This window comes from Cellulomonas fimi ATCC 484 (assembly GCF_000212695.1).
Taxonomy (GTDB): Bacteria; Actinomycetota; Actinomycetes; order Actinomycetales; family Cellulomonadaceae; genus Cellulomonas; species Cellulomonas fimi.
Window position 1 is genome coordinate 3,343,345 of record NC_015514.1, and the last position, 21,888, is coordinate 3,365,232.

Annotated in this window: 21 protein-coding genes; 11 read left to right on the forward strand and 10 right to left on the reverse strand. The window is 70.6% G+C overall.

Going from position 1 to position 21,888, the window contains the following annotated elements; genetic code table 11:
• Window positions 1–91: 91 nt before the first annotated feature.
• The 3 genes from CELF_RS15095 to CELF_RS15105 form a co-directional block, all read right to left on the reverse strand.
• On the reverse strand, window positions 92–1,303 hold the full coding sequence (locus CELF_RS15095) for an MFS transporter (protein ID WP_013772138.1): 1,212 nt from the start codon (window positions 1,301–1,303) through the stop codon (window positions 92–94).
• Window positions 1,304–1,562: 259 nt separating this feature from the next.
• Window positions 1,563–2,090, reverse strand: a complete 528-nt coding sequence (locus CELF_RS15100; RefSeq protein ID WP_013772139.1) for a maleylpyruvate isomerase N-terminal domain-containing protein — start codon at window positions 2,088–2,090, stop codon at window positions 1,563–1,565.
• A gap of 3 nt (window positions 2,091–2,093) precedes the next feature.
• On the reverse strand, window positions 2,094–3,170 hold the full coding sequence (locus CELF_RS15105; protein WP_013772140.1) for a cupin domain-containing protein: 1,077 nt from the start codon (window positions 3,168–3,170) through the stop codon (window positions 2,094–2,096).
• Between the two features lie 198 nt (window positions 3,171–3,368).
• On the opposite strand from CELF_RS15105, the gene CELF_RS15110 reads away from it, so the two are divergent.
• From CELF_RS15110 to CELF_RS15130, 5 genes are all read left to right on the forward strand, one after another.
• Entirely contained in the window at window positions 3,369–4,370 is a 1,002-nt protein-coding gene (locus tag CELF_RS15110; RefSeq protein ID WP_013772141.1) for a fumarylacetoacetate hydrolase family protein, read from the forward strand.
• Window positions 4,367–5,386 (forward strand): cyclase family protein, encoded by a 1,020-nt coding sequence (locus CELF_RS15115; protein ID WP_013772142.1) that lies wholly within the window; start codon window positions 4,367–4,369, stop codon window positions 5,384–5,386. Before CELF_RS15110 ends, CELF_RS15115 begins: the two co-directional genes overlap by 4 nt.
• A 24-nt stretch (window positions 5,387–5,410) precedes the next feature.
• Entirely contained in the window at window positions 5,411–6,541 is a 1,131-nt protein-coding gene (locus CELF_RS15120) for an FAD-dependent monooxygenase (RefSeq protein ID WP_013772143.1), read from the forward strand.
• Window positions 6,538–7,584 carry an amidohydrolase family protein gene (locus CELF_RS15125; protein WP_013772144.1) on the forward strand — a complete coding sequence of 349 codons (1,047 nt, stop codon included), beginning with the start codon at window positions 6,538–6,540 and terminating at the stop codon, window positions 7,582–7,584. The genes CELF_RS15120 and CELF_RS15125 overlap by 4 nt, the downstream gene beginning before the upstream one ends.
• A gap of 123 nt (window positions 7,585–7,707) precedes the next feature.
• Window positions 7,708–8,640 carry a LysR family transcriptional regulator gene (locus tag CELF_RS15130; protein ID WP_013772145.1) on the forward strand — a complete coding sequence of 311 codons (933 nt, stop codon included), beginning with the start codon at window positions 7,708–7,710 and terminating at the stop codon, window positions 8,638–8,640.
• 15 nt (window positions 8,641–8,655) lie between these two features.
• Here the strand turns inward: CELF_RS15130 and CELF_RS15135 are convergent, their stop codons facing one another.
• The 7 genes from CELF_RS15135 to CELF_RS15165 form a co-directional block, all read right to left on the reverse strand.
• Window positions 8,656–9,846: an acetyl-CoA C-acyltransferase gene (locus CELF_RS15135; RefSeq protein WP_013772146.1), complete on the reverse strand. Its 1,191-nt coding sequence runs from the start codon at window positions 9,844–9,846 to the stop codon at window positions 8,656–8,658.
• Window positions 9,843–10,850: a fumarylacetoacetate hydrolase family protein gene (locus tag CELF_RS15140; protein WP_013772147.1), complete on the reverse strand. Its 1,008-nt coding sequence runs from the start codon at window positions 10,848–10,850 to the stop codon at window positions 9,843–9,845. Before CELF_RS15140 ends, CELF_RS15135 begins: the two co-directional genes overlap by 4 nt.
• On the reverse strand, window positions 10,850–11,875 hold the full coding sequence (locus CELF_RS15145) for a VOC family protein (protein ID WP_013772148.1): 1,026 nt from the start codon (window positions 11,873–11,875) through the stop codon (window positions 10,850–10,852). Before CELF_RS15145 ends, CELF_RS15140 begins: the two co-directional genes overlap by 1 nt.
• Before the next feature lie 147 nt (window positions 11,876–12,022).
• Entirely contained in the window at window positions 12,023–12,697 is a 675-nt protein-coding gene (locus CELF_RS15150; RefSeq protein WP_013772149.1) for a CoA transferase subunit B, read from the reverse strand.
• Window positions 12,681–13,460: a CoA transferase subunit A gene (locus CELF_RS15155; RefSeq protein WP_013772150.1), complete on the reverse strand. Its 780-nt coding sequence runs from the start codon at window positions 13,458–13,460 to the stop codon at window positions 12,681–12,683. Before CELF_RS15155 ends, CELF_RS15150 begins: the two co-directional genes overlap by 17 nt.
• Window positions 13,461–13,515: 55 nt before the next feature.
• Window positions 13,516–14,460 carry a fumarylacetoacetate hydrolase family protein gene (locus CELF_RS15160; protein ID WP_013772151.1) on the reverse strand — a complete coding sequence of 315 codons (945 nt, stop codon included), beginning with the start codon at window positions 14,458–14,460 and terminating at the stop codon, window positions 13,516–13,518.
• 3 nt (window positions 14,461–14,463) lie between these two features.
• Window positions 14,464–15,702: an FAD-dependent oxidoreductase gene (locus CELF_RS15165; protein WP_013772152.1), complete on the reverse strand. Its 1,239-nt coding sequence runs from the start codon at window positions 15,700–15,702 to the stop codon at window positions 14,464–14,466.
• Window positions 15,703–15,778: 76 nt separating this feature from the next.
• Between CELF_RS15165 and CELF_RS15170 the strand changes: the two genes are divergently transcribed.
• The 6 genes from CELF_RS15170 to CELF_RS15195 all read left to right on the forward strand — a co-directional run bounded on the left by CELF_RS15170 (window position 15,779) and on the right by CELF_RS15195 (window position 21,888).
• Entirely contained in the window at window positions 15,779–16,561 is a 783-nt protein-coding gene (locus CELF_RS15170) for an IclR family transcriptional regulator (RefSeq protein WP_013772153.1), read from the forward strand.
• A gap of 27 nt (window positions 16,562–16,588) precedes the next feature.
• Entirely contained in the window at window positions 16,589–17,464 is an 876-nt protein-coding gene (locus CELF_RS15175; protein ID WP_232014255.1) for an SDR family NAD(P)-dependent oxidoreductase, read from the forward strand.
• Window positions 17,461–18,261, forward strand: a complete 801-nt coding sequence (locus CELF_RS21535; protein WP_126297829.1) for an SDR family NAD(P)-dependent oxidoreductase — start codon at window positions 17,461–17,463, stop codon at window positions 18,259–18,261. Before CELF_RS15175 ends, CELF_RS21535 begins: the two co-directional genes overlap by 4 nt.
• A gap of 108 nt (window positions 18,262–18,369) precedes the next feature.
• The gene (gene rhaI, locus CELF_RS15185) at window positions 18,370–19,539 is read left to right on the forward strand and encodes an L-rhamnose isomerase (protein ID WP_013772155.1); all 1,170 of its coding nucleotides are present in this window, start codon (window positions 18,370–18,372) and stop codon (window positions 19,537–19,539) included.
• 22 nt (window positions 19,540–19,561) lie between these two features.
• A complete protein-coding gene (locus CELF_RS15190; protein WP_013772156.1) occupies window positions 19,562–21,052 on the forward strand; it encodes a rhamnulokinase in 1,491 nt (496 codons plus the stop codon).
• 5 nt (window positions 21,053–21,057) lie between these two features.
• On the forward strand, window positions 21,058–21,888 hold the full coding sequence (locus CELF_RS15195; protein ID WP_126297831.1) for a class II aldolase/adducin family protein: 831 nt from the start codon (window positions 21,058–21,060) through the stop codon (window positions 21,886–21,888).

Sequence of the window (21,888 nt, forward strand, 5' to 3'; positions counted from 1 at the left end):
GCCCGAGCGTTCGCGGCGGCACCGTCGCCCGGCGGGCCGTCACGTCGACAGCGAAGGGGCACGTCGGAGACGACGCGCCCCTTCGCTGTCCTCACTGCTGGCCGCCGCCTCGGCTGGGCAGGACGACGAGAACGCCGACGACCGCAGCGGCCACAGCGACGCAGCCGACGGCCGCCGTCAGTCCGCCGACGGCGGCCGCCAGCGCACCCATCACGAGCGGGGTCAGGAATTGGCCGCCGAAGAAGGCCGACTGCCACAGGCCCGTCGATCGGCCTCGCTCATCGAAGCGGACGTTGGACAGCGCCCAGGTGACGAGCGACGGCAGCAGGAGGCCGGAGCCTGCCGACGCGATGATCGCACCGACCACGACGCCAGCGACTCCCGGGACAGCCCACACCGCCCCGAGGCCGATCGCCTGGAGCCCGAAGGCGATCGACAGCAACGCGCGCTTCGGGAAGGCCGACACGCGGGCGAACGCCAGCGCACCGCACGCGGTCGCGAGTGACGCCACCGCGGCCACAGCTCCGATCGTCCGTGTGTCGGACACCGCGACCCCCGCGCCGACCAGCAGGTAGCTGATCTCGATGATGAGGACGTAGAAGGTGAAGCCGCCGAAGAGCGTGACGACGAGCGGGAACGCGAGCTCCCGCCACGGCACCCGCGCGCGCGACCGGTCTGCGGCCTCGGCCTCCGGTGCGGCGTCCGGTGACGGCTCCCACAGCGAGACGATCATCGGCACGGCGATGATCGCCCCGACCGCGTAGACCCAGAACGGCGTGTGCCAGCCGCTGACACCGAGCGCGCCGCCGACCGCGATGAAGACGGTCGCGGCCAGCGTGGTCACCACGGTCTGCAGGCCCAGGTACGTGTTGCGCCGCTTCTCCTCGTGGAAGTAGTCGATGATCAGCGTCGTGCAGACGGTCATGATCGCCGCCTCGCACACGCCCACGAGAACTCGGCTGGCCAGGATCGCGTGCAGGTCGTCGAGCCAGACCGGCGCGGTCCCCGCGAGGGCGTAGGCGAACATCGCGACGACGAGCAGGGTCTTGCGTCCGAGCCGGTCGACGATCTGCCCGGCGAACGGGGCGAACAGAGCGATGACGAGCGCCGGCACCGCGACAACCATGGGGACGAGGACGTCGGCACCGGGGACGGCGGCGAACTCCTCCGAGAGCTGCGGAAGGATCGGCGTGAGGAGCACCGAGCCCAGGACCGGCATGCACGAGCCGGCGAGAAGCAGGACGGCCTGCCAGACGCCGGCCCGACGGACCGTGGGTGTGAGGGTGATGGAGCTGTTCGTCATTGAACCTCCAGGTGGGTGGTGGCCCACGCGGTGCGTGCGTGAGCATCAGCGCGCGGTCGTGGCCAGCGGCGACCCACGCACGCCGTCGTGGACGTCGTGCTCGTGCCCTGGCCGCGACGCTGCGGCGGGACCATTCGAGGGCCGGCGGCCGCGGGCCGCAACGGGCGTTCTGGTGATGGTCGGCATCATCGGGACCGATCGCCGGCGAAGCTCGAACGGACCTCGCGTGCGCGTGTCGCCCTCGCGGCGACGCACCGTCTCAGCCGGCCGCGACCGCCCGATACTGGGCCGGGACGTCGTCGATCCGCCCCCCGTGACCCAGCGCGAGTGCCGCACGCCACAGCAGTTGAGCACGCGCCGGCACCGATGCCCTGAACGACGTCCGCGCGCCGTCGAGGTCGTTGAACGCGATCTCCCACGCGTCCGCGGGGAGGTCTCGCCACTCGACGTCGAGGTGGATCGCTGCGTGCTGGGCGAGGTTCCGCAGGGCCTGGGGCGGCAGCGTCGCCGTGAACGACTCGACCTCGTCCCGCTCGGCCGACGACGACCACAGCGGCTCGTAGTGTCCCGCGACGGCCCACTCCGTCCTCCGTGTCATCGACCTCGCGTCGAGTGCGACGTGCGCGACAAGACGCCGTCGTGTCCAGCCGGGCACCGCGCTCGCTTCGTCGAGCGCTGCGTCGGGGACGCCCCGGAGCTGTCGCGCGTAGTACGCCTGAGCTCGACGGGCCAGCAACAGGTCGGCGCGGATCGTCGGGTCGTCCGTGCGGTCGGTCCGCGCCGGCATGGGTCAGTCCCGACCGGGGACGTAGGAGCGCGCGAATCCGAGTGCGTCGATCACCGGACCGTCGTTGAACCGGAAGAGGTCGAGCTGGCTCTCCGCTGCCAGCGACCACGAGGTCCAGCTCGGCACGACGAAGAGATCCCCCTTCTCGAGCGAGTGCTCCTCACCGCCCAGGGTCACGATGCCCGCCCCCTCGAACACCTGCCAGACCGACGATCCCACCTCGTGCCGCGGAGGCGTCGAGGCACCCGGGCGCAGACGGTGGAACTCCGCGCGCAGCGTCGGCATGACGTCTCCCCCGGTCGTCGGGTTCACGTACCGGATCGCCGCGTGCCCCTGCTCGACCGTGGCCGGCTGCCCCTCGTCCTCGAGCGCGAGCTGTTCGGTGAGCGCACGGTCGGTGTGCTCCCAGCGGTAGGCCATCAGGGGTGAGCTGGTACGCGCCTCGAGCTCGCTCAGCGGGCGCAGGCCCGGGTGCGCCCACAGTCGCTCGTTCCGCGACACCGACGGTGACGCCTCGTCCGTGACCCGCTCCGAGCCGAACTCGAAGAAACCCACGTCGGTGTAGTGCGACAGCGGGACGTCGAGCCCGTCGATCCAGGCCATCGGCTGGTCCGTGTCGTTGTGGTGCCCGTGGAAGTGCCATCCCGGGGTCAGCAGGAGGTCGCCGCGTCGCATCGCGACCGGGTCGCCGTTCACGACGGTCCAGACGCCTTCGCCCTCGATCACGAACCGGAAGGCATTCTGGGCGTGGCGGTGCTCGGGGGCCGTCTCGTGCCGACCGAGGTACTGGATCGCGCACCACAAGGTGGGTGTGGCGTAGGCCGTCCCCGGCAGGCCAGGATTTGCCAGGCCGATCGCCCGCCGCTCGCCGCCTCGCCCGACCGGGACGAGCGCGCCAGACCGCTTCGCGATGTCGAACAGTTGCTTCCACCGCCACACGTACGGCACCGCCCGGGGCGACGGGGCCATGGGCATCAGGTCGTCACGCTGCGTCCACAGCGGGCTCGTGCTGATCGCAGCGAAGTCCTCGTACAGACGCGCCAGCTCGGGCGTGTCGGCGGTCCCGTCCATCTGCTTCATCGCAGGCCTCTCGTCGAAGTCGAGAGTCGTTGGTATCCCACGCCCTCGAGCGCCGACAAGGACATCGCCCACTGCCTGACATCAGAACTCATGATGCGGGGGATCACGGATCCACGGCTTCACGGTGTGCGCGAGCCGACTCATCCTGATGTCCCCGCCGACGTCGGCGTGCCCGTGCAACGAAGGACGGATCTGGACGTGCCCCACCCTGCCTCGCTCCCCTCGACCACCGCCTTCGGGCTCGGCATGTTCCTCGCCGGCGGCCGCCGCTTCCCCGGACTCGTCGTCGGGGCGGAGGTGCTCGACCTCTGCTCGCTCCCGCAGCGCTTCACGCCTGTGCGGACGACCAGCGAGATCCTCGCGGACTGGGAGCACGCCCTCCCGACACTTGCGCTGCTGGCCGACGAGCGCCCAGGTCTCTGGCAGCCGCTCGACCGGCTGACGGTCCTTCCGCCGGTGACTCCACGCCAGATCGTCCAGGCGGGGGCGAACTACCGGACGCACGTCATCGACCTCGCGGTGAAGCACACCGAGCTGTCCGCCGGGCGGTCGGAGAGCGACGTGCGCGCCGAGGCGGCGGCCATGATGGACGAGCGGGCGCGCACGGGGATCCCCTATCTGTTCGCAGGTCTGCCGTCCGCAGTCACCGGTGCGTTCGACGCGGTGCGGCTCCCCGGCTACAGCGACCAGCACGACTGGGAGCTCGAGCTCGTGGCCGTGATCGGTCGGCCGGCGTACCAGGTCTCGCGCGACGACGCGCTCGACCACGTCGCGGCATACACGATCGCGAACGACCTGACGACGCGGGACCTGGTCTTCCGGCAGGACATGCCGGAGATCGGCACCGACTGGCTGCGCGCCAAGAACGCGCCCGGGTTCCTGCCGCTGGGGCCGTACCTGGTGCCCTCGGCGTTGGTGGGCGCCCCGGGCGACCTGCGTCTGACGTTGTCGCTGAACGGCGAGATCAAGCAGGACGAGTCCGCGAAGGACATGCTCTTCGACGTCGCCACCCTCGTGTCCCACGCGTCGCACTACGTCGCTCTGAACCCCGGCGACCTGGTGTTGACGGGGAGCCCGGCCGGCAACGGGATGCACTGGCGCCGGTTCCTGCGGCCCGGGGACGTCGTCGACGCGTCGATCTCGGGACTGGGTGCTCAGCGGACCGAGTTCGTCGACGCGACGACGGGTGCCTGGGCATGACGACGCTCGACGGCATCGTGGGGCTGCAGCCGGAGTCGCTCGACCGCAGCGATCCCGAAGGGGTGATCGCGCTGCTCGCGCGGGCATGCTCCAACACGGGTCGATGGGGAGCGGACGACGCGCTCGGCACGCTCAACCACATCGACGAGGAGACGAGGGCTGTCGCGGCCGGGCTCGTCCGACGAGGGCGGGCGTTCTCGCTGTCACTGCCGTTCGACGCGAACGGCCCGCAGAACGGCTGGCGTCGGCGCACCAACCCCGTGCACACGATGCTCGACACCGGCATCGACGCCGAGCGCGGCATCCAGGGCTTCCCGCACGGCCTCGGGGGTGCAGACGACGTCGTCGCGATGCCCCTGCAGTGCTCCACGCAGTGGGACGGGCTCGGCCACATCTTCGATCACGGCATCGCGTACAACGGTCGACGGGCAGGCGACGTCGTGACGAGCGCGGGCGACCAGGTGACAGGCATCGAGACAGCGGCGGCGCACATCGCCGGCCGTGGTGTGCTGCTCGACGTCGGACGTCTCCTCGGCGACGACGACCACGGCACCGGCGGGGAGCTGCCCGACGGCTTCGCGATCACGACCGACCACCTCCACGCCTGCATCGAGCAGCAAGGACCCACCGCGCGGATCGGGCGGGGCGACGTCGTGCTGGTCCGGACCGGACGACTGGCGCGAGCACGACGGGAGGGCTGGGGCCAGTACGCCGGCGGACCGGCACCCGGGCTCTCGATCACGACCGCAGGCTGGCTGCACCGCTCGGACATCGCGGCGATCGCCACGGACACGTGGGGCTTCGAGGTACGCCCCAACGAGTTCGACGACGCGTTCCAGCCTCTGCACCAGGTCGTCATCCCCCACGTCGGCCTCTACGTCGGGGAGATGTGGGACCTCGACGCACTCGCCGCCGACTGCGCCGAGGACGGCGTCTTCGACTTCTGGCTCACGGCAGCCCCCATCCCGTTCACGGGTGCGGTCGGAGCACCCGTGAACCCTCTCGCAGTCAAGTAGCGCATCGTTCTCAAAGGAGCGGACATGCCCGCAGTCAGCAAGGTCCTCGTCGTCGGTGGGGGTGCAGCAGGCGCGGCCTCGGCCATCCTGCTCGCCGAGGCAGGCGTCGAGGTCGACCTCATCGAGATCAAGCCCGACATCGTCACCCTGGGATCCGGGATCACGCTTCAGGGCAACGCGCTGCGCGTCCTGAGGGGCCTCGGCGTGTGGGACCGCGTCGAAGCAGCCGGCTACGGCTTCAACGAGCTGGGCCTCCGCGCGCCCGACCCGGCCGGGACCCTCCTCGCCGTGCTGCCCGATGCACGCACCGGCGGCCCGGACCTCCCCGCGACGGTCGGGATGCCGCGACAGGAGCTCGCTCGCATCCTGCACGACCGCGCGACCCAGGTGGGCGTTAAGATCCGCCTCGCGACGACCTGCACCGGACTCGACCAGGACGAGAACGGTGTCGACGTGGAGCTCTCGGACGGCTCGGACGGTCGGTACGACCTCGTCGTCGGCGCCGACGGCATCCGGTCGTGGACCCGCCGGATGCTGGGCGTCATGCTCGAGACCCGCTCGACCGGGATGGGGATCTGGCGCGCGTTCACCACCCGCCCCGCCAGCGTCACGCGCACCGACCTCTTCTACGGCGGTCCCTCGTACATCGCCGGCTACTGCCCCACCGGGCCTGACTCGCTCTACGCCTACATCGTCGAGCCGGCCCAGGATCGCAGCGGGCTCACGCCCGACGAGCAGCTGACAGAGATGCAGCGACTCTCCGAGGCGTACGGCGGGCCGTGGGACGAGATCCGGTCGACCCTCACCGACGCCTCGAGGATCAGCTACACCTGGTTCGAGACCCATGTGCTCGACGAGCCGTGGAACCGGGGGCGGGTCGTTCTCATCGGTGACGCGGCGCACGCCTGCCCCCCGACGCTCGCGCAGGGGGCTGCACAGGCGCTCGAGGACGCCGCCGTCCTGGCGGAGCTGCTGCTGACTCGCGCTGCGGTCGACGCCGGTCTCTGGGCGGAGTTCACCGCACGTCGGTACTCGCGGGCACGCACCGTCGTGGAGGCGTCCGTCCAGCTCGGGCAGTGGCTGCTCGACGGCGAGCGCGGCGATGTCCCGGCGCTCATGGGCCGGATCGCCGCGCTCGTCACGGACCCTGCATGACCGGCTCGACCACGGAACAGACGCCCCTGCCGGTCGTCGACGTCCACGCTCACGTCGTCGTACCGGCGGTCGAGCAGCTCGTCGCCCACGAGCCGGGCCTCGCCGCGCAGCGTCACCTCGACGCCCGCCGGAACGGGGCCGAGTCGACCGCCGTCTCGGCCGTGATGGTCCAGGAACGCGGCTCCTTGCTGGTCCGCACCGACGAACGTGTCGAACTGATGGACGGTCAGGGAGTCGACGTCCAGGTCCTGGCGCCGTCGCCTGCGCAGTACCACTACTGGGCCGCGGAGCCACTCGCACTCGACCTGGCACGCCGTCTTCACGACGGGGTCGCCACGGCCGTGCAGGCCACGCCGGAACGGCTCACGGGGCTGGGAGTCGTCCCCCTGCAGCATCCGCACCTCGCGGTCGCGGCACTCAGAGACGCGCTCGCCCACGGGCTGCGTGGCGTCGAGATCTCGTCGCACGCGCCGGACCCACGCGGAGGGACCGTCGAGCTGTCGGACCCCCGGCTCGAGGACTTCTGGGCCGAGGCGGCCGCACGACGCGCGGTCGTGTTCGTCCACCCGTTCGGGTGCACACTCGACGAGCGACTGGACCGCTGGTACCTCTCGAACACGGTCGGTCAGCCGGTCGAGACGGCGGTCGCTCTCTCCCACCTGGTGTTCGCCGGGGTGCTCGACCGGCATCCAGACCTCCGGGTCCTCGCCGCGCACGGCGGCGGGTACCTGCCGACCTATCTCGGCCGCAGCGACAGGGCGTGGAAGGTCCGGTCCGACGCACGGACGTGCGTCCGTCCTCCGAGCACGTACCTGCGCGAGCTGTGGTTCGACTCCGTCGTGCACGACTCCCGTGCCCTGCGCTCGCTCGTCGACGCGGCGGGCGTCGACAGGGTGTGCCTGGGCAGCGACTTCCCGTTCGACATGGGGTCTGACGACCCGGTCGGCGATCTTCGGGCCTCTGTGCTGACCGCCGACGAGACGAGTGCGATCGAGCGGATCAACGCCCACCACCTCGGTCTTATGCCCGGCCTCGCGACCTGACCCGCACGTCTGCTCGCCCCCTCCCGGCGACGGCACGCCCTTGCCGTCCGCCGTCGTCCCCGACGGACGCCGCCCACACCGACAACGGACTGCCGCGGCGCCCGCCTGCCGGAAGGCACGCCCGTGAACCTCGCCAACCTCAACCTCAACCTGCTGACGGCACTCGACGCCCTGCTGCGCGAGCGCAGCGTCACCAACGCCGCCGGCAAGCTCGGTCTCAGCCAGCCTGCGCTCAGCGCCTCACTGGCCCGGCTGCGCCGGCACTTCAACGACCCGCTGCTCGTGCGCGTCGGGAACTCCTACGAGCTCACGCCGTTCGCCGAGCAGCTGGGCGAGCGCACCGGGGCGGCGATGGCCGGTGTGCAGCGCGTCTTCTCGGTCGCTCCGACGTTCGACCCTGCTGCGTCCGACCGTGCGTTCAGCATCCTCGTCGCGGACTACGCGCTCGGGGTTCTCGGCGCGGGCCTCAGCCGGATCGTCGCCGAACGCGCGCCGGGTGTGCGGGTCGAGTTCCACCCGCACACACCGCGGCTGATCGAACGAGCCGACGAGGTGCTGCGCGAGGTGGACGCGATGATCCTTCCGCGCGGCTTCCTCTCCGGCCTCCCGCACCTCGACCTCTTCACCGACACCTGGGTGTGCGTGGTCGACGAGGACCACCCGACGATCGGCGACACCGTCACGCTCGCCGAGCTGGGCCGCAGCCCGTGGGTCGTGAGCTTCCGGTCCTCGTCCGCGTTCACCCCGCCGATGCGGCAGCTCGAGAACCTGGGCGTCGACGTCCAGGTGCAGGTGGTCGTCGAGAGCTTCCTCGCGATCCCCCAGTTCGTCGTCGGCACCGACCGCGTCGCGCTGGTGCAGGAGCGTCTGGTCGCCGAGATGCGACGAGGGCACCGTCTGCGAACCGTGCCGTGCCCGTTCGACGTCATCCCGCTCGTGGAGGCGCTGTGGTGGCACCCATCGCAGCAGCTCGAGCCCGGGCACGCCTGGCTCCGCTCGGTCGTCCTGGAGGCCGCGCGGGGCGTCGACACGTCCTTCTCCCCCCAGGCCGGATGACGACGGGCGGGCCGGTCACGGCGCGTGCAGCAGCAGCGCCTCCCCCTGACCACCCCCTCCGCAGATCCCGAGCGCAGCCGTCCCCCGTCCGCGTCGTGCCAGCACGTGGGCGGCGTGGACCGCGAGCCGACTCCCCGAGGCGCCGATGGGGTGCCCGATCGCGATGGCGCCACCCTCACCGTTCAGCTGCTCGGGATCGATGCCGAGATCGGCCGCGGACGCGAGGGCGACGGCAGCGAACGCCTCGTTGATCTCGATCACGTCGAGGTCGCCGACGCTGCCGCCTTCGCGGTCGAGCGCCGCGCGGATCGCCCGGGACGCCTGGCGGTGCAGCGACGTGTCGGGTCCTGCAACCTGACCGTGGGCCCCGATCCGCGCCATCCAGGTCAGTCCGTGGCGCCGCGCGTAGCCCTCGCTCGCGACGACGACGGCGGCGGCACCATCCGACAGCGGGCTCGCGTTGCCCGCCGTGATCGTCCCGTCCGGAGCGAAGGCGGCCCGGAGCCTGCCGAGCGACTCGACCGTCGAGTCCGGGCGGACGCCTTCGTCGTCGTCCACGGTCACCTGCCCAGCGGCGGCGCGTCCCTCCACCAGTACCGGCACGATCTCCGCACCGAGGCCGGTCCGTGCCGCGGCCGCGCGTGCGTGCGAACGCGCAGCGAACGCGTCCTGTGCCTGCCGGTCGAGGCCGAGCCTGCCGTTGCCGTCCTCCGTGAGCGCGCCCATCGAGCGACCGGAGAACGGGTCGGTGAGGCCGTCGCCGAGCGTGTCGAACAAGGGCACGTCGCCGTATCCCAGTCCGCGTCGCGACCCGAGCAGGGCGTGCGGGGCGTTCGACATCGACTCCTGGCCACCGGCCACCACGACGTCCGCCTCGCCGGCACGGACCAGCCGAGCAGCGTCGATGACCGTCGTGAGACCGGACAGGCAGATCTTGTTGATGGTGGTCGCGGGCGTGCTCCAGGCCAGACCTGCCGCGATCGCAGTCTGCCGTGCGGGACCCTGCCCGGCGCCCACCTGGATCACCTGGCCCAGGACCAGCGCGTGGACGTCGTCGACGCTCACCCCGGAGCGTTCAAGGGCGGCACGGACGGCGATCGAGCCCAGTTCCGTCGCCGGCAGGGAGGCCAGAGCGCCGCGGAACCGACCGAACGCCGTGCGTGCGGCTCCGAGGATCACCGGCGTGGACTCGGCGGTCGAGGTCACCGGGCACCTCCCGCGACCACGCGGCTACGGGCTCGGTCGCGTGGACGAGCCGCCCTGACCGCCGCCCTAGCCGTGCCGGCAGGTGGGGCCACGACGCGGTTCTCGATCGAGCCGATGGCTTCCACCTCGAGGCGCACGACGTCGCCGGGACCCAACGGCCGCGGCTCCTGCACGCCGGTGCGCCCCCACATCTCCGCCAGGCACCCGCCGTTGCCGCACGTGCCGGACCCGAGCACGTCGCCGGCGTCGACCCACGCGCCGCGCGACGCGTGCTGCAGCAGCTCCTCGAACGTCCACCCGGCGTTCGACGACAGGTCGTGGCCGACGGGCGTGGCGTTCACCCAGGAGCGCATCTCGAGCGCCAGGTAGCCGTCGGCGTCCCGATACGGCTCGAGCTCGTCCACGGTGACGAGCCACGGCCCCAGGGTGCAGGCGAAGTCTTTGCCCTTCGCAGGCCCCAGGCCAACCTTCATCTCTCGTGTTTGGAGGTCACGCGCCGACCAGTCGTTGAGGACCGTGTAGCCGACGATGCTCTCGCGCGCGCCCGCCGCATCGAGGTCGCGCCCCCGTCTGCCGACGACGGCCGCGATCTCGAGCTCGAAGTCGAGAGCGGTGCACCCGGGCGGGACCTCCACGTCGTCGGTCGCACCGACGACGCTGTGCGGGTTGCCGAAGTAGAAGGCCGGGGCGTCGTACCACTCACCCGGCACGCCTGCCCCGCCCGAGACGCTGCGGACCACGCCTTCGACGTGCTCCTCGAAGGCGACAAAGTCGCGGATCGAGGCCGGCTGGACCGGGGCGAGGAGGCGGACGCTCCCCACCGGCACCGCCGGCGAGCTGGACAGCGCCCAGCTCGCCGCGGCGGCACCTTCAGCCGTCGTCGCGCCCGCGACTCCTAGCACGGTCGCACCAGCGGCGAGTGCGTGCAGCACCTCGTCCCCCGGCTCGCCGGTCACCAGGCCGGTGTGCGCTCGTCCGCCATGCAGGTAGCGGGCGAGCCGCATCAGCCGCGACCCTGGACCGCGTACGGGTTGAGGAGCGCCTCCTCGGTCCCCGGCAGCACCCCCTCCTCGGTGGCGGTGGGGTGGCCCGGGTCGTGCGGGAAGGACTCCGTCATCGACATGGGCATCGCCGAGTTCCGGTAGATGCTGTTCGACCCCGTCGCAGGCGTCCAGTCGTTCGGGGTCCAGTCCGGGACGTAGTTGCGGTAGCCGCCGGAGTTGAGCTCGACGCGCAGGCGGGACGGCTCCCGGAAGTACAGGTAGGTCTGCTCGCCGATGCCGTGGATCGACGGGCCGTACTCGATCTCCACGCCGTTCTCCATGAGCACGTCGGCCGTCCTGACGAGCTCCGTGTCGGAGTCCGTCCAGAAGGCGATGTGGTTGACACGTCCCGGGATGCTCGACGAGTCGAGAACCACGCCGAGGTCGTGCGACTTCTCGTTCGTCGTCAGGACGCCGAACACCGTGATCGGCGCGTCGTCGAGCGTCGTGTACGCCATGATCCGGAAGTCGAGGACGCGGTTGTACCACTCGCAGAAGCCACGGACGTCGGCGGCCGCGACGGTCACGTGGTCGAGGAAGCGCGGGGCGGCTGCATGGCTCGACCGCCTCTCCGGCCGGTCCGGGAAGATCGACGCGTTCTCGTCGCTGGCGCGGTAACGCTCGATGTCCCAGAACAGCTCCATCGGGTGCCCGTACGGCCCGACGAACTGGTAGGACCGACCGTGGCCCTGGCGTCCTTCGCTCCAGCGCCCGGTGATCCCGGAGGCCTCGATGCGGGCTGCGGCCTCGTCGAGCGCCTCCGGGCTCGACGTCCGCCAGGCCATGTTCTTGACGGACGGGCCGTCACCGGGCGAGACGATCACGCTGTACGGGTAGTAGTCGCCCCAGCATCGGAGGTAGACGGAGCCGTCGGCGTCGCGGTCGACGACGCGCAGACCGAAGCCGTCGACGTAGAAGGCGACCGACGCCTCGACGTCCGGCGAGGTGACCTCGAGGTGGGTGAGGTGCGACAGGAGCTGGAACACGACAGGTCCTTTCGTTCGGACCGGTCCGCGGTGCCCACAGGACCAGCCCTGGTGCGACGTCGCACGGCGGTGTGCGACCGGACGACCATGCCCGGCGCATCGACCCGTCGAGAAGACGAGATCGCCGATGCCGCCCATCGCTCGCGCCTATGTCGCGACACGGACCCGTTCCTCTTCCACCCGGAGGTTCCGGGCGTCCAGCAACGGGGCGTCCGTGGCCTCGACCACATCACGCCAGGAGGTGCCGGGGGCGAGCTCTGCGACGGCGAACTGGTCACCGACGACGTCCAGCACCGCGAGGTCGGTGATCACGCGGTGCACGACGCGGCGGCCGGTGAGCGGGAGCGTGCACGCCCGGAGCAGCTTGGGCTCGCCGTCCTTGGTCAGGTGCTCCATGACCACGACGACGCGGCGCGCGCCGTGCACGAGGTCCATCGCCCCGCCCATCCCCTTGACGAGCTTCCCTGGCACCATCCAGTTCGCGAGGTCTCCGGTCGCGCTGACCTGCATGGCTCCGAGCACCGCGACATCCACATGGCCGCCGCGAATCATCCCGAAGCTCGTCGCGGAGTCGAAGTAGGACGCCCCCGGGCGGACCGTCACCGTCTCCTTGCCCGCGTTGATCAGGTCGGGGTCGACGTCGTCCGGCGACGGGTAAGGCCCCACGCCCAGGATGCCGTTCTCGGACTGCAGCACGATGGAGGCCCCGGCGGGCAGGTGGTCGGGGATGAGCGTCGGGAGCCCGATCCCCAGGTTGACGTACTGTCCGTCGCACAGCTCGGCGGCTGCCCGGGCGGCCAGCTGGTCACGTGACAGCGGCACGGTCAGTCTCCTTCTGGGTCGTGATCCGCTCGATGCCCTTGTCCGCCGCCTGCGCCGCAGTGAGCGGCACGACGTGCTGCACGAAGATGCCGGGGAGGTGCACGGCGTCCGGGTCGATCTCGCCGACGTCCACGAGCTCCTCCGTCTCGAGGATGGTGAGACGACCGGCCTGGGCGACGATCGGGTTGAAGTTCCGGGCCGCCGCGTGGAAGACGGCGTTCCCCTGGCGGTCGGCGCGCGCCGCTCGCACGAGCGCGACGTCGGCGACGATCGCCCGCTCCAGCACCATCTGCCGGCCGTCGAACGTGCGGACCTCCTTGGCTGGTGAGGACGTCGCGACGGTGCCGTCCGCTCGGTAGCGCCACGGGAGACCGCCCTCGGCGACCTGCGTCCCGACGCCCGTCGGCGTGTAGAAGGCGCCGATCCCGGACCCGCCGGCCCGGAGCCGCTCCGCCAGGGTGCCTTGCGGTGTGAGCTCGACCTCAAGCTCACCTGCGAGGTACCGCCGTGCGAACTCCTTGTTCTCCCCCACGTACGACGCTGTGATCCGCGAGATCCGGCCTGCCTCGAGCAGGACGCCCAAGCCTGCGCCGTCGACTCCGCAGTTGTTCGACACGATGTGCAGGTCGGTCGAACCATGACGGCGCAAGGCGTCGATGAGCACGCTCGGGATACCGCAGAGACCGAAACCGCCGACGGCGACTGTCGCACCGTCGCAGATGCGGCTAACGACGGCCATCGGGTCGGGAGTCACCTTGTCCATGCCGGTCACCACGCCTCGGCGGCGGCCGACGGCCCGTGCGACCGCTGCGCGCGCTTCATGCGAGGTCGTCCCGGAACCAGAGGCCCGCGAGATGGTGCGCCCAGTGGCTGCGTCGGCCGGAACCGGCGGCCGAGCCGCTGGCCCGGGCCGCCGGGGTGCGAGGGCCCGGGCGCTCGGCGTACGGGATGCCGTCGCGGCCTGTGACCGTGACCTCCAGCCGGCCGAGACCTGCGATCTCGACGACGACGGTGTCACCGTCTGCGAGGGGCCCGACGCCCGCTGGCGTGCCGGTCGCGATGATGTCGCCGGGCTCGAGCGTCATCACGTGGCTCGCGTAGCTCACCAGCGTCGCGACGTCGAAGATGAGCTCGGCCGTCGAGACCGCCTGTCGTAGCTCGTCGCCCACCCAGCACCGCAGGTCGAGCCCGCCAGGGTCGGGAACCTCGTCCCGCGTCGTGATGTACGGCCCGACCGGCGTGAAGGTGTCGAAGGACTTGCGGGTCGAGCGGTCCTCGCCCGAGCGCACGGTGATGTCGAGAACGGGTACGTACCCGAAGACGTGGTCGAGCGCCTCGCTCGGCGTCACGTTGCGCGCGCGTCGTCCGATGACGACTCCGAGCTCGCCTTCGTGGTCGGTCCGCCGGTCGGAGTAGGGCAGGGAGATCTCCTGCCCCGGGCCGATGATGGACGACGGCGCCTTGAGGAAGAGGCCGTACTCGGCGATGGTCTTCTGCTCGTGCATCTCGACCTGGTGGTCGACGTAGTTCACCGGTGCCCCGATCACCTTCGACGGGCGCGCGATCGGAGCCAGCAGCTCTGCTGCGTCCGCGGAGACGAAGTCGGCGCGGGTCAGGTCAAGTTCGCTGAGGTCGACTCCCGACTCGATGACAGCGCGGACCGGATCCCCGTGCCCGACGAGTGACAGCAACACCGTGACGTCCCGCCACCCCTCGTCAGCGGCGACGGCGACCCTTCCACCAGCCAGACGTGCGACGCGCATCTCTTACCTCTCGTTCGTGCCCGCGGCGGTGCGTGCAGGCTGTCGGTCGACCGGGCGGCTGTCCTCGCCAGGAGCTCGGTAGAGCCAGTCGAGCTCGTCGAAGAACTCACCGTTCTTGTTGCGCAGGTAGGCGTCCCGTCGGGTGGCGCCGACTCCGTCCGCGTGGCACACCTCGCCGAAGGCGCGCGCAGTCGTCTGCACCCAAGACGTGCGCGGCTCTCGCCGGCGCGCGACCTCCTGCAATGCGGCCGACCACGAGTCGTCGCGCCAAGGCAGCCCGGCGGCCACGACGTCGCCGAGCTCGGCTGCGTCTTCGAGGGCCTGGCAGGCACCCTGGGCGAGGTACTGGAACATCGGGTGCGCGGCATCTCCGACGAGGAGCAGACGACCGTCGACCCAGCGTCGCGTCGGGAGGCGGTCAGCGAGCGCCCAGCATCGGTCCGTGCTGACGAACTCCAGTCCAGCGCGGACGTCCGGGTGAGCCATGCTGAACGCCTCGTCGAGCTCGGCTCGGTCACCGGTGAGGACTCGGTCGGTGAACGGGCGCGGCGCGTGGAAGACCGCAACCTGGTTGAGCAGGCGGCCGCCTCGCAACGGGTAGCGCACGATGTGGCACCGAGGACCGACCCAGCAGGCGACGTCGTGCAGGTTCTCCGCGGTGGGGACCTGCTCGATCGGCACCGTTCCTCGGTAGGCGACATAGCCCGACGGCTGCGGCTCGTCGCCGACGAGTCGCATGCGCTGCGCCGACTTCAGTCCGTCGGCGGCGATCACCGCGCCAGCCGTGAAGTGCCGTCCGGCAGCGCTGACCGCGACGACGTGGTCGTCACGCTGCACGATCTCCTCGATGTACGTCCCGGGCACGAGCCGTGCACCCCTCGTCCGCGCAGCGTCGAGCAGCACGGCGTGAAGGTCGGTCCGGTGCGTGACGAGATAGGGCGCCTGGTAGCGCTCGATGAAACGCACGCCCAGGTCCTGTCGGGCGATGACCTCGTCGGTCCGGATGTCCCGCATCACGAGCCCTCGCGGTGCGACTGCGGTCGTGCGGATGCGCTCGAGCAGACCCCAGTCGTCGAGGAGTCTCGTGGCGTTGGGCCCCAGCTGAAGCCCGGCACCTATCTCGGCGAACTCGGGCGCTTGCTCGACGACCGTGACGTCGGCGCCAGACGATGCGAGCCGGAGCGCCGCTGCAAGCCCGGCGATGCCGCCGCCGACGACGAGTACGCGTCGGGAGATGCCCATGAAAGCCGTCCGTTCCTCGTTGAACCGGTGCGGCAACCCTGGGATCGACTTCTAGTGGGTGCAATAGGTTTCTGCTGTGCAGAACACGCCGTTGCAGGAGCGACCCGCCTACGTCATCGAGTCCGTCGACAACGCGCTGCGGTTGCTGCAGATGCTGCGCGACGAGGGCCCCGTCCGCCTCACGGAGGCATCCGCGCGGATCGAGGTCTCGCGCTCGACCGCGCACCGGCTTCTCGCGATGCTGGTGTACCGCGGGTTCGCGATCCAGAGGCCGGACAAGGCATATGCACCTGGACCAGGACTCTTGTCGGAGACGTCGCAGGCGGAGCTCGTCGGTCGGCTGCGATCGACGTGCCGCCCGCATCTCGAGCTCCTGGCTCGGCGCTGCGGCGAGTCGGTCAACCTCATGATCCGCACCGGTCCCCACGTGCGGTTCATCCAGACCGTCGAGGGCAGCGCGACGCTCCGGACCGCGGACCGCCAGGGCGCCGTGATGTCCACCCTGGAGGCGTCAGGCGGGCTCGCGCTCGTCGCCGAGGCGCCCCCGGAGGAGGTGCGGGCGATGGAGCTGAACGCCCCTCGCGGCTGGTGGCCCACCGTCGAGAAGGAGCTCGAGCGCGTTCGCCGGCACGGGTTCGCGCTGAACCTCGCCTACACCGAGCCGCATGTCGCCGCGATCGGTCTCGCACTCCACGACCCGAACGGCGCGGGCATCGCCGCCTTCAGCATCTCGATGCCGCAGTCGCGGCTGGACCCTCGGCGGCGCGACGAGCTCGTCGCCCAAGCGCGCGAGACGCGCCGTGAGATCGAAGCCGACCTCGCACGCGGTCGAGAGGGTCGGCTGGTCGTCTCGGAGTGAGTGCTCGACGCGGGATTCGCGGGATCAATGCGCCCCATCGACGAACCGGCCTTCCCCTTGGCGTCCGACGCGTGGTCGGTTGAGCGGATGGTCGACACGGGCGTTGCCAGTACGGATCCGCCGCCCCAGGTACACGCGCGTCAGGCGAGGTCCAGGCTCGCGGGCCGGCTCGTCGTCATCACCGGTGCAGCTCGCGGCATCGGAGCAGCCTTGGCAAAGAGGCTCGCGGCCGATGGCGCACGCACGATCGCATGCGACATCGCATCATCGCCGGAGCACGACATGGACGGCGTGGAGTACCGGCGCCTCGACGTCACTGCCGATGAGGACTGGCGCCGGCTCGTGGCGGATCTGCGCGACCAGGGCAACGACGTCGACGGTGTGGTCGCCAGCGCGGGCGTGACCTGGCGGGCACGCCTCGGCGAGGTCGAGGGCGCGGACCTCGCGCGTGTCTACGCCGTCAATGTCGGTGGGACCCTCCTCGCCATCCAGCACCTCTCCCCCTTGATGCAGGCGGGTGGGTCGATCGTCGCCATCGGGTCCGCGGCGGGCCTGACGGGGCACTACCCGCTCGCCTACACGGCGAGCAAGTGGGCGCTTCGGGGACTGGCCAAGGCAGCGAGTCTCGAGCTCGGCCCGGCAGGCATCCGCGTCAACGTCGTCCATCCCGGCTTCATCGAGACCGAGATGACCGCGTCCGCCCCCGCGGCGTTCCGAGCAGCGAACGTCGCCGAGACCCCGCTGGGTCGCACGGGCAGCACCGAGGAGGTGTCCAGCGTCGTCAGCTTCTTGCTCAGCGACGAAGCATCGTTCGTGACCGGTGCGGAGATCCCCGTTGACGGTGGACTGACGTCCCACGGCGGCGTGAAGTCGATCAGTGATGCGCTGTCGAGGCCCACGTGACCGGGCGCCTGGCGGGCAAGGTCGCTCTCATCACCGGGACTGCCGGCGGGCAGGGGCGCGCGGCAGCGCGGCTCTTCGCAGCCAAGGGTGCCTGCGTCGTGGCGTGCGACGTCGACGCCACGGGCGCGCAGCAGACAGGCGAGCTGGTACGCGGTGACGGCGGAGACATGCACAGCTCGCACCCTCTTGACCTCGCGGACGAGGATCGTGTGCGCGCCTGGATCGATGACGCCGCCAGCCGCCACGGCGGTATCGACACCGTCTACAACAACGCGGCGGCCACCCGCTTCAGCCCGATCGGGGACACGTCCTACGAGGACTGGTCGTTCGTCGTCCGCCACGAGCTCGACATCGTGTTCCTCGTGACTCGCCACGGGTGGCGGCACCTGGTCTTCCGCGGCGGAGGCTCGGTCCAGCTGGTGGTGCTCGACAGCAGGCATCACGGGGTCGCGCACGAACCAACGGCTGGCACACACGGCCACGAAAGGCGCCGTCGTCGCGATGACGAGGCAGATCGCCGCGGAGGGCGCACCTCACGGCATCCGGGCGAACTGCATCAGCCCTGGCCTCATCAGGACGCCGGGGAGCGAGGGCACGCTCCTGGCTGCCGACCATCCCATGGGAGGCATCGCGTCGGCGATCCCGCTCGGGCGAGTGGGAGAGCCGGAGGACGTCGCGAGATGCGCGCTCTTCTTGGCCTCGGACGAGTCTTCATACGTCACGGGCGCCAACCTGGTCGTCGACGGCGGCTGGTCCGCCGTCTTGCCTGCTTAGCGCGACTGCACTCGGACGTCTGAGCCTCCTCGGGGGGCCGCGAAGGCCCAGACGACTCACCCGTCGGGTGGAGGAAGTTGACACTCGCCCGATGACGATGAAACGATTCATGTAGTCAGTGAGGAGACGTGATGCGCGAGATCAGCAAGGAAACTCTGGACGCCCTGGCCACCCAGGCGATCGAGCTCCCGTCGTGGGCGTTCGGGAATGCCGGGACCCGGTTCAAGGTCTTCACCACCCCTGGGACGCCACGCACGATCCAGGAGAAGCTTGCTGACGCTGCGCAGGTGAATCGACTCACGGGTCTTGCGCCCAGTGTCGCTCTACACATCCCGTGGGACCTCGTCGACGACTACACCAAGCTCTCCGAGTACGCGCAGGACCTCGGCGTCCGCCTCGGCACGATCAACTCGAACACGTTCCAGGACGACGCCTACAAGTTCGGCTCTCTGACCAACGTGGATCCGCGCATCCGTCAGAAGGCGATCGACCATCATTACGAGTGCATCGACGTCATGCACGCCACTGGATCCGAGGACCTCAAGATCTGGCTGCCCGACGGGACCAACTACCCCGGCCAGGGCGACATCCGCGGGCGGCAGGACCGACTCGCCGACTCCCTGCAGAAGATCTACGACCGGCTCGGGGACGAGCAGCGGCTCGTGCTCGAGTACAAGATCTTCGAGCCGTACTTCTACACGATGGACGTTCCCGACTGGGGCACCTCGTACGCGCACGTCACCGCACTCGGCGAACGCGCGTTCGTGTGCCTCGACACCGGCCATCACGCACCGAGCACCAACATCGAGTTCATCGTCGCTCAGCTGCTGCGTCTCGGCCGGCTCGGTTCGTTCGACTTCAACAGCCGTTTCTACGCCGACGACGACCTCATCGTGGGCTCCGCCGACCCGTTCCAGCTGTTCCGGATCCTGTTCGAGGTGGTCCGGGGAGGCGGCATGGAGGCGGGCTCGCCTGTGCGCTTCATGCTCGACCAGTGCCACAACATCGAGGACAAGATCCCCGGCCAGATCCGGTCCGTCCTCAACGTCCAGGAAATGACAGCACGGGCGTTGCTGGTAGACCAGCCCGCGCTGCGCGCAGCCCAGGACGCGGGCGACGTGCTCGCCGCGAACGCAGTCTTCATGGACGCCTTCTACACCGACGTGCGTCCTGCGCTCGCCGAGTGGCGCGAGTCCCGAGGGTTGCCCGCCGACCCGATCGCGGCGTACGCGAAGTCCGGCTACGCCCAGGTGATCGTCGGCGAGCGTGTCGGCGGTACCCAGGCCGGCTGGGGCGCCTGACGCGCGACGAGGAACTGCCCTGATGAACACCTACGCAGCGGTCGACCTCGGCGCGACCAGCGGTCGCGTACTAACTGGTCGACTCGCGGGCGGACGCCTGGACACCACCGAGGTCGCCCGGTTCGAGAACGCCCCCGTCGGGGTGCCCGCCCATGGGCGCGAGGTCCTCCACTGGGACGTCCTCGCGCTCTGGGCAGGCATCCGGCGCGGCCTCGACGCAGCCCACCGCAACGGCGGGTTCACGTCGGTCGGGGTCGACACGTGGGCCGTCGACTACGGCCTCCTCGACGCCGACGGGGCGCTCCTCGGTAGCCCTGTGCACTACCGCGACGAGCGAACCCTCGACGTCCCCGAGCAGTTCTTCACGACGATGCCTGCGAGCGATCACTACGCGGTCACGGGCGCGCAGGTCCAGCCGTTCAACACCGTGTTCCAGCTGCTCGCCGCGGCCCGCACGACGCAGTTGGCGAGTGCTGCGGAGCTGCTCCTCGTGCCGGATCTCCTTGCTGCGTGGCTGTCCGGCGTGCACGTCGCCGAGGTCACGAACGCGTCCACGACGGGCCTCCTCGATGTCGACAGCCGTTCCTGGAGCCACCGCATCCTCCGGCACGTCGAGGATCTGACCGGGAGCGGCATCACCGCACTGCTCCCTCGCCTCGTCGAGCCCGGTACGGTCCTCGGCCCCCTGCGCCCTGGTCTGGGGTGGGGCGACGCGAGCGTCGTCGCCGTCGGCTCGCACGACACGGCCTCGGCGGTCGCCGCGGTACCGATGCTCGAGCCTGAGCATGCGGCCTACATCTCCTCCGGAACGTGGTCACTCGTCGGGGTGGAGCTTCCGGGGCCCGTCCGCAGCGAACCGTCACGGCTCGCGAACGTCACCAACGAACTCGGTGTCGACGGCACCGTGCGCTACCTGAAGAACGTGGCCGGACTGTGGTTGCTCTCAGAGTCGCAGCGCACGTGGGCGGCACAAGGTGGCGTGTCAGACCTTGCCGCGCTCCTGGCCGCCGCGGCGCACGTTCCCGTCTGTCGGACCGTCGTCGACGTCGACGACCCGGCGTTCGCCGCACCCGGCGACATACCGGCGCGCATCGCCGCGGCCGCAAGCGCCAGCGGGCAGCCGGTCCCCGACGACGAGGCGTCGACCACCCGTTGCATCCTCGACTCGCTCGCCCTCGCCTACCGGCGTGCGATCCGCACTGTCGCGGGGCTCGCGGACAGGGACGTGCGAGTCGTGCACGTCGTCGGGGGCGGGTCGCGCAACGCCCTGCTGTGTCAGCTCACCGCCGATGCGACCGGCCTGCCGGTCGTCGCAGGGCCCGCCGAGTGCACCGCGATGGGCAACCTCCTCGTCCAGGCCTGGGCCATGGGTGACCTGGACGGAGGCCTGCCCGCGATCCGGCAGGTCGTCGCCGACTCAACGGAGCTCGCCCGGTGGAACCCCGCCGGGGACACCACGGTCTGGGACCAGGCCGACGACCGGCTGCGGGATCTCACCGCAGCCCGACTGTGAGGACCATGATGCTCGACACCCCGCCCCGCCCTGAGCTCGACGAGCTGCTCACGGCGATGGGCTCCGCCGGCCACCGCATCTGCGAGATCGACGCTTCCGAGGCGGGCGCAGGCAACATCTCGGTGTACGTCGGGTGGGACGTGGAGGTGCGACGCAGGTTCCCCATCGCGGAGACGATCGAACTCCCTGCGCCCGCCCCGGCGCTCGCCGGACGCACCATCCTCGTCACGGGCTCCGGTCGGCGACTCCGCCAGATCCACGAGGATCCCGAGGCGAACATCGGGGCCGTCGTCGTTCATGACAACGGCACGACCGCCACGCTCTACACGTCCCCGCGTCGACTGTTCGAGCGCCTCACCAGCGAGTTCAACTCGCACCTCGCCGTGCACCAGGATCAGGTTGCACGGCGGGGCGTGGAGTTCCAGGCCGTCGTGCATGCACAGCCGATGAACCTGACGTACCTGTCGCACATCCCCAGCTACCGCGACACCGAGGCGATGAACCGGCGCATCCTTCGTTGGGAGCCTGAGTCGATCGTCTCGCTCTCCGCTGGCGTAGGCGTGCTCGAGTTCATGATCCCCGGCTCGGCCGAACTCATGGCAGCCAATGTCGAAGGGCTTCGCGAGTTTGAGATCGTGCTGTGGTCGAAGCACGGCGTGATGGCGCGCTCCGACGTATCCGTCACGCGCGCGGTCGACCGCATCGAGTACGCGGAGACCGGCGCCAAGTACGAGTACATGGACCTGGTCGCCGGTTGCCGCGCCCAGGGGCTGACGCAGGACGAGATCACCGCGGTTGCGCAGGAGTTCAGCATCGACTCGCGCTGGGTCCACTAA

Coding starts and splice junctions, on each gene's coding strand:
- CELF_RS15160 (WP_013772151.1), bottom strand. CDS start 14,460: ATGCGCGTCGCACGTCTGGCTGGTGGAAGGGTCGCCGTCGCCGCTGAC.
- CELF_RS15195 (WP_126297831.1), top strand. CDS start 21,058: ATGATGCTCGACACCCCGCCCCGCCCTGAGCTCGACGAGCTGCTCACG.
- CELF_RS15155 (WP_013772150.1), bottom strand. CDS start 13,460: ATGGACAAGGTGACTCCCGACCCGATGGCCGTCGTTAGCCGCATCTGC.
- rhaI (WP_013772155.1), top strand. CDS start 18,370: ATGCGCGAGATCAGCAAGGAAACTCTGGACGCCCTGGCCACCCAGGCG.
- CELF_RS15115 (WP_013772142.1), top strand. CDS start 4,367: ATGACGACGCTCGACGGCATCGTGGGGCTGCAGCCGGAGTCGCTCGAC.
- CELF_RS15105 (WP_013772140.1), bottom strand. CDS start 3,170: ATGAAGCAGATGGACGGGACCGCCGACACGCCCGAGCTGGCGCGTCTG.
- CELF_RS15190 (WP_013772156.1), top strand. CDS start 19,562: ATGAACACCTACGCAGCGGTCGACCTCGGCGCGACCAGCGGTCGCGTA.
- CELF_RS15175 (WP_232014255.1), top strand. CDS start 16,589: ATGCGCCCCATCGACGAACCGGCCTTCCCCTTGGCGTCCGACGCGTGG.
- CELF_RS15165 (WP_013772152.1), bottom strand. CDS start 15,702: ATGGGCATCTCCCGACGCGTACTCGTCGTCGGCGGCGGCATCGCCGGG.
- CELF_RS15100 (WP_013772139.1), bottom strand. CDS start 2,090: ATGCCGGCGCGGACCGACCGCACGGACGACCCGACGATCCGCGCCGAC.
- CELF_RS15120 (WP_013772143.1), top strand. CDS start 5,411: ATGCCCGCAGTCAGCAAGGTCCTCGTCGTCGGTGGGGGTGCAGCAGGC.
- CELF_RS15140 (WP_013772147.1), bottom strand. CDS start 10,850: ATGCGGCTCGCCCGCTACCTGCATGGCGGACGAGCGCACACCGGCCTG.
- CELF_RS15095 (WP_013772138.1), bottom strand. CDS start 1,303: ATGACGAACAGCTCCATCACCCTCACACCCACGGTCCGTCGGGCCGGC.
- CELF_RS15125 (WP_013772144.1), top strand. CDS start 6,538: ATGACCGGCTCGACCACGGAACAGACGCCCCTGCCGGTCGTCGACGTC.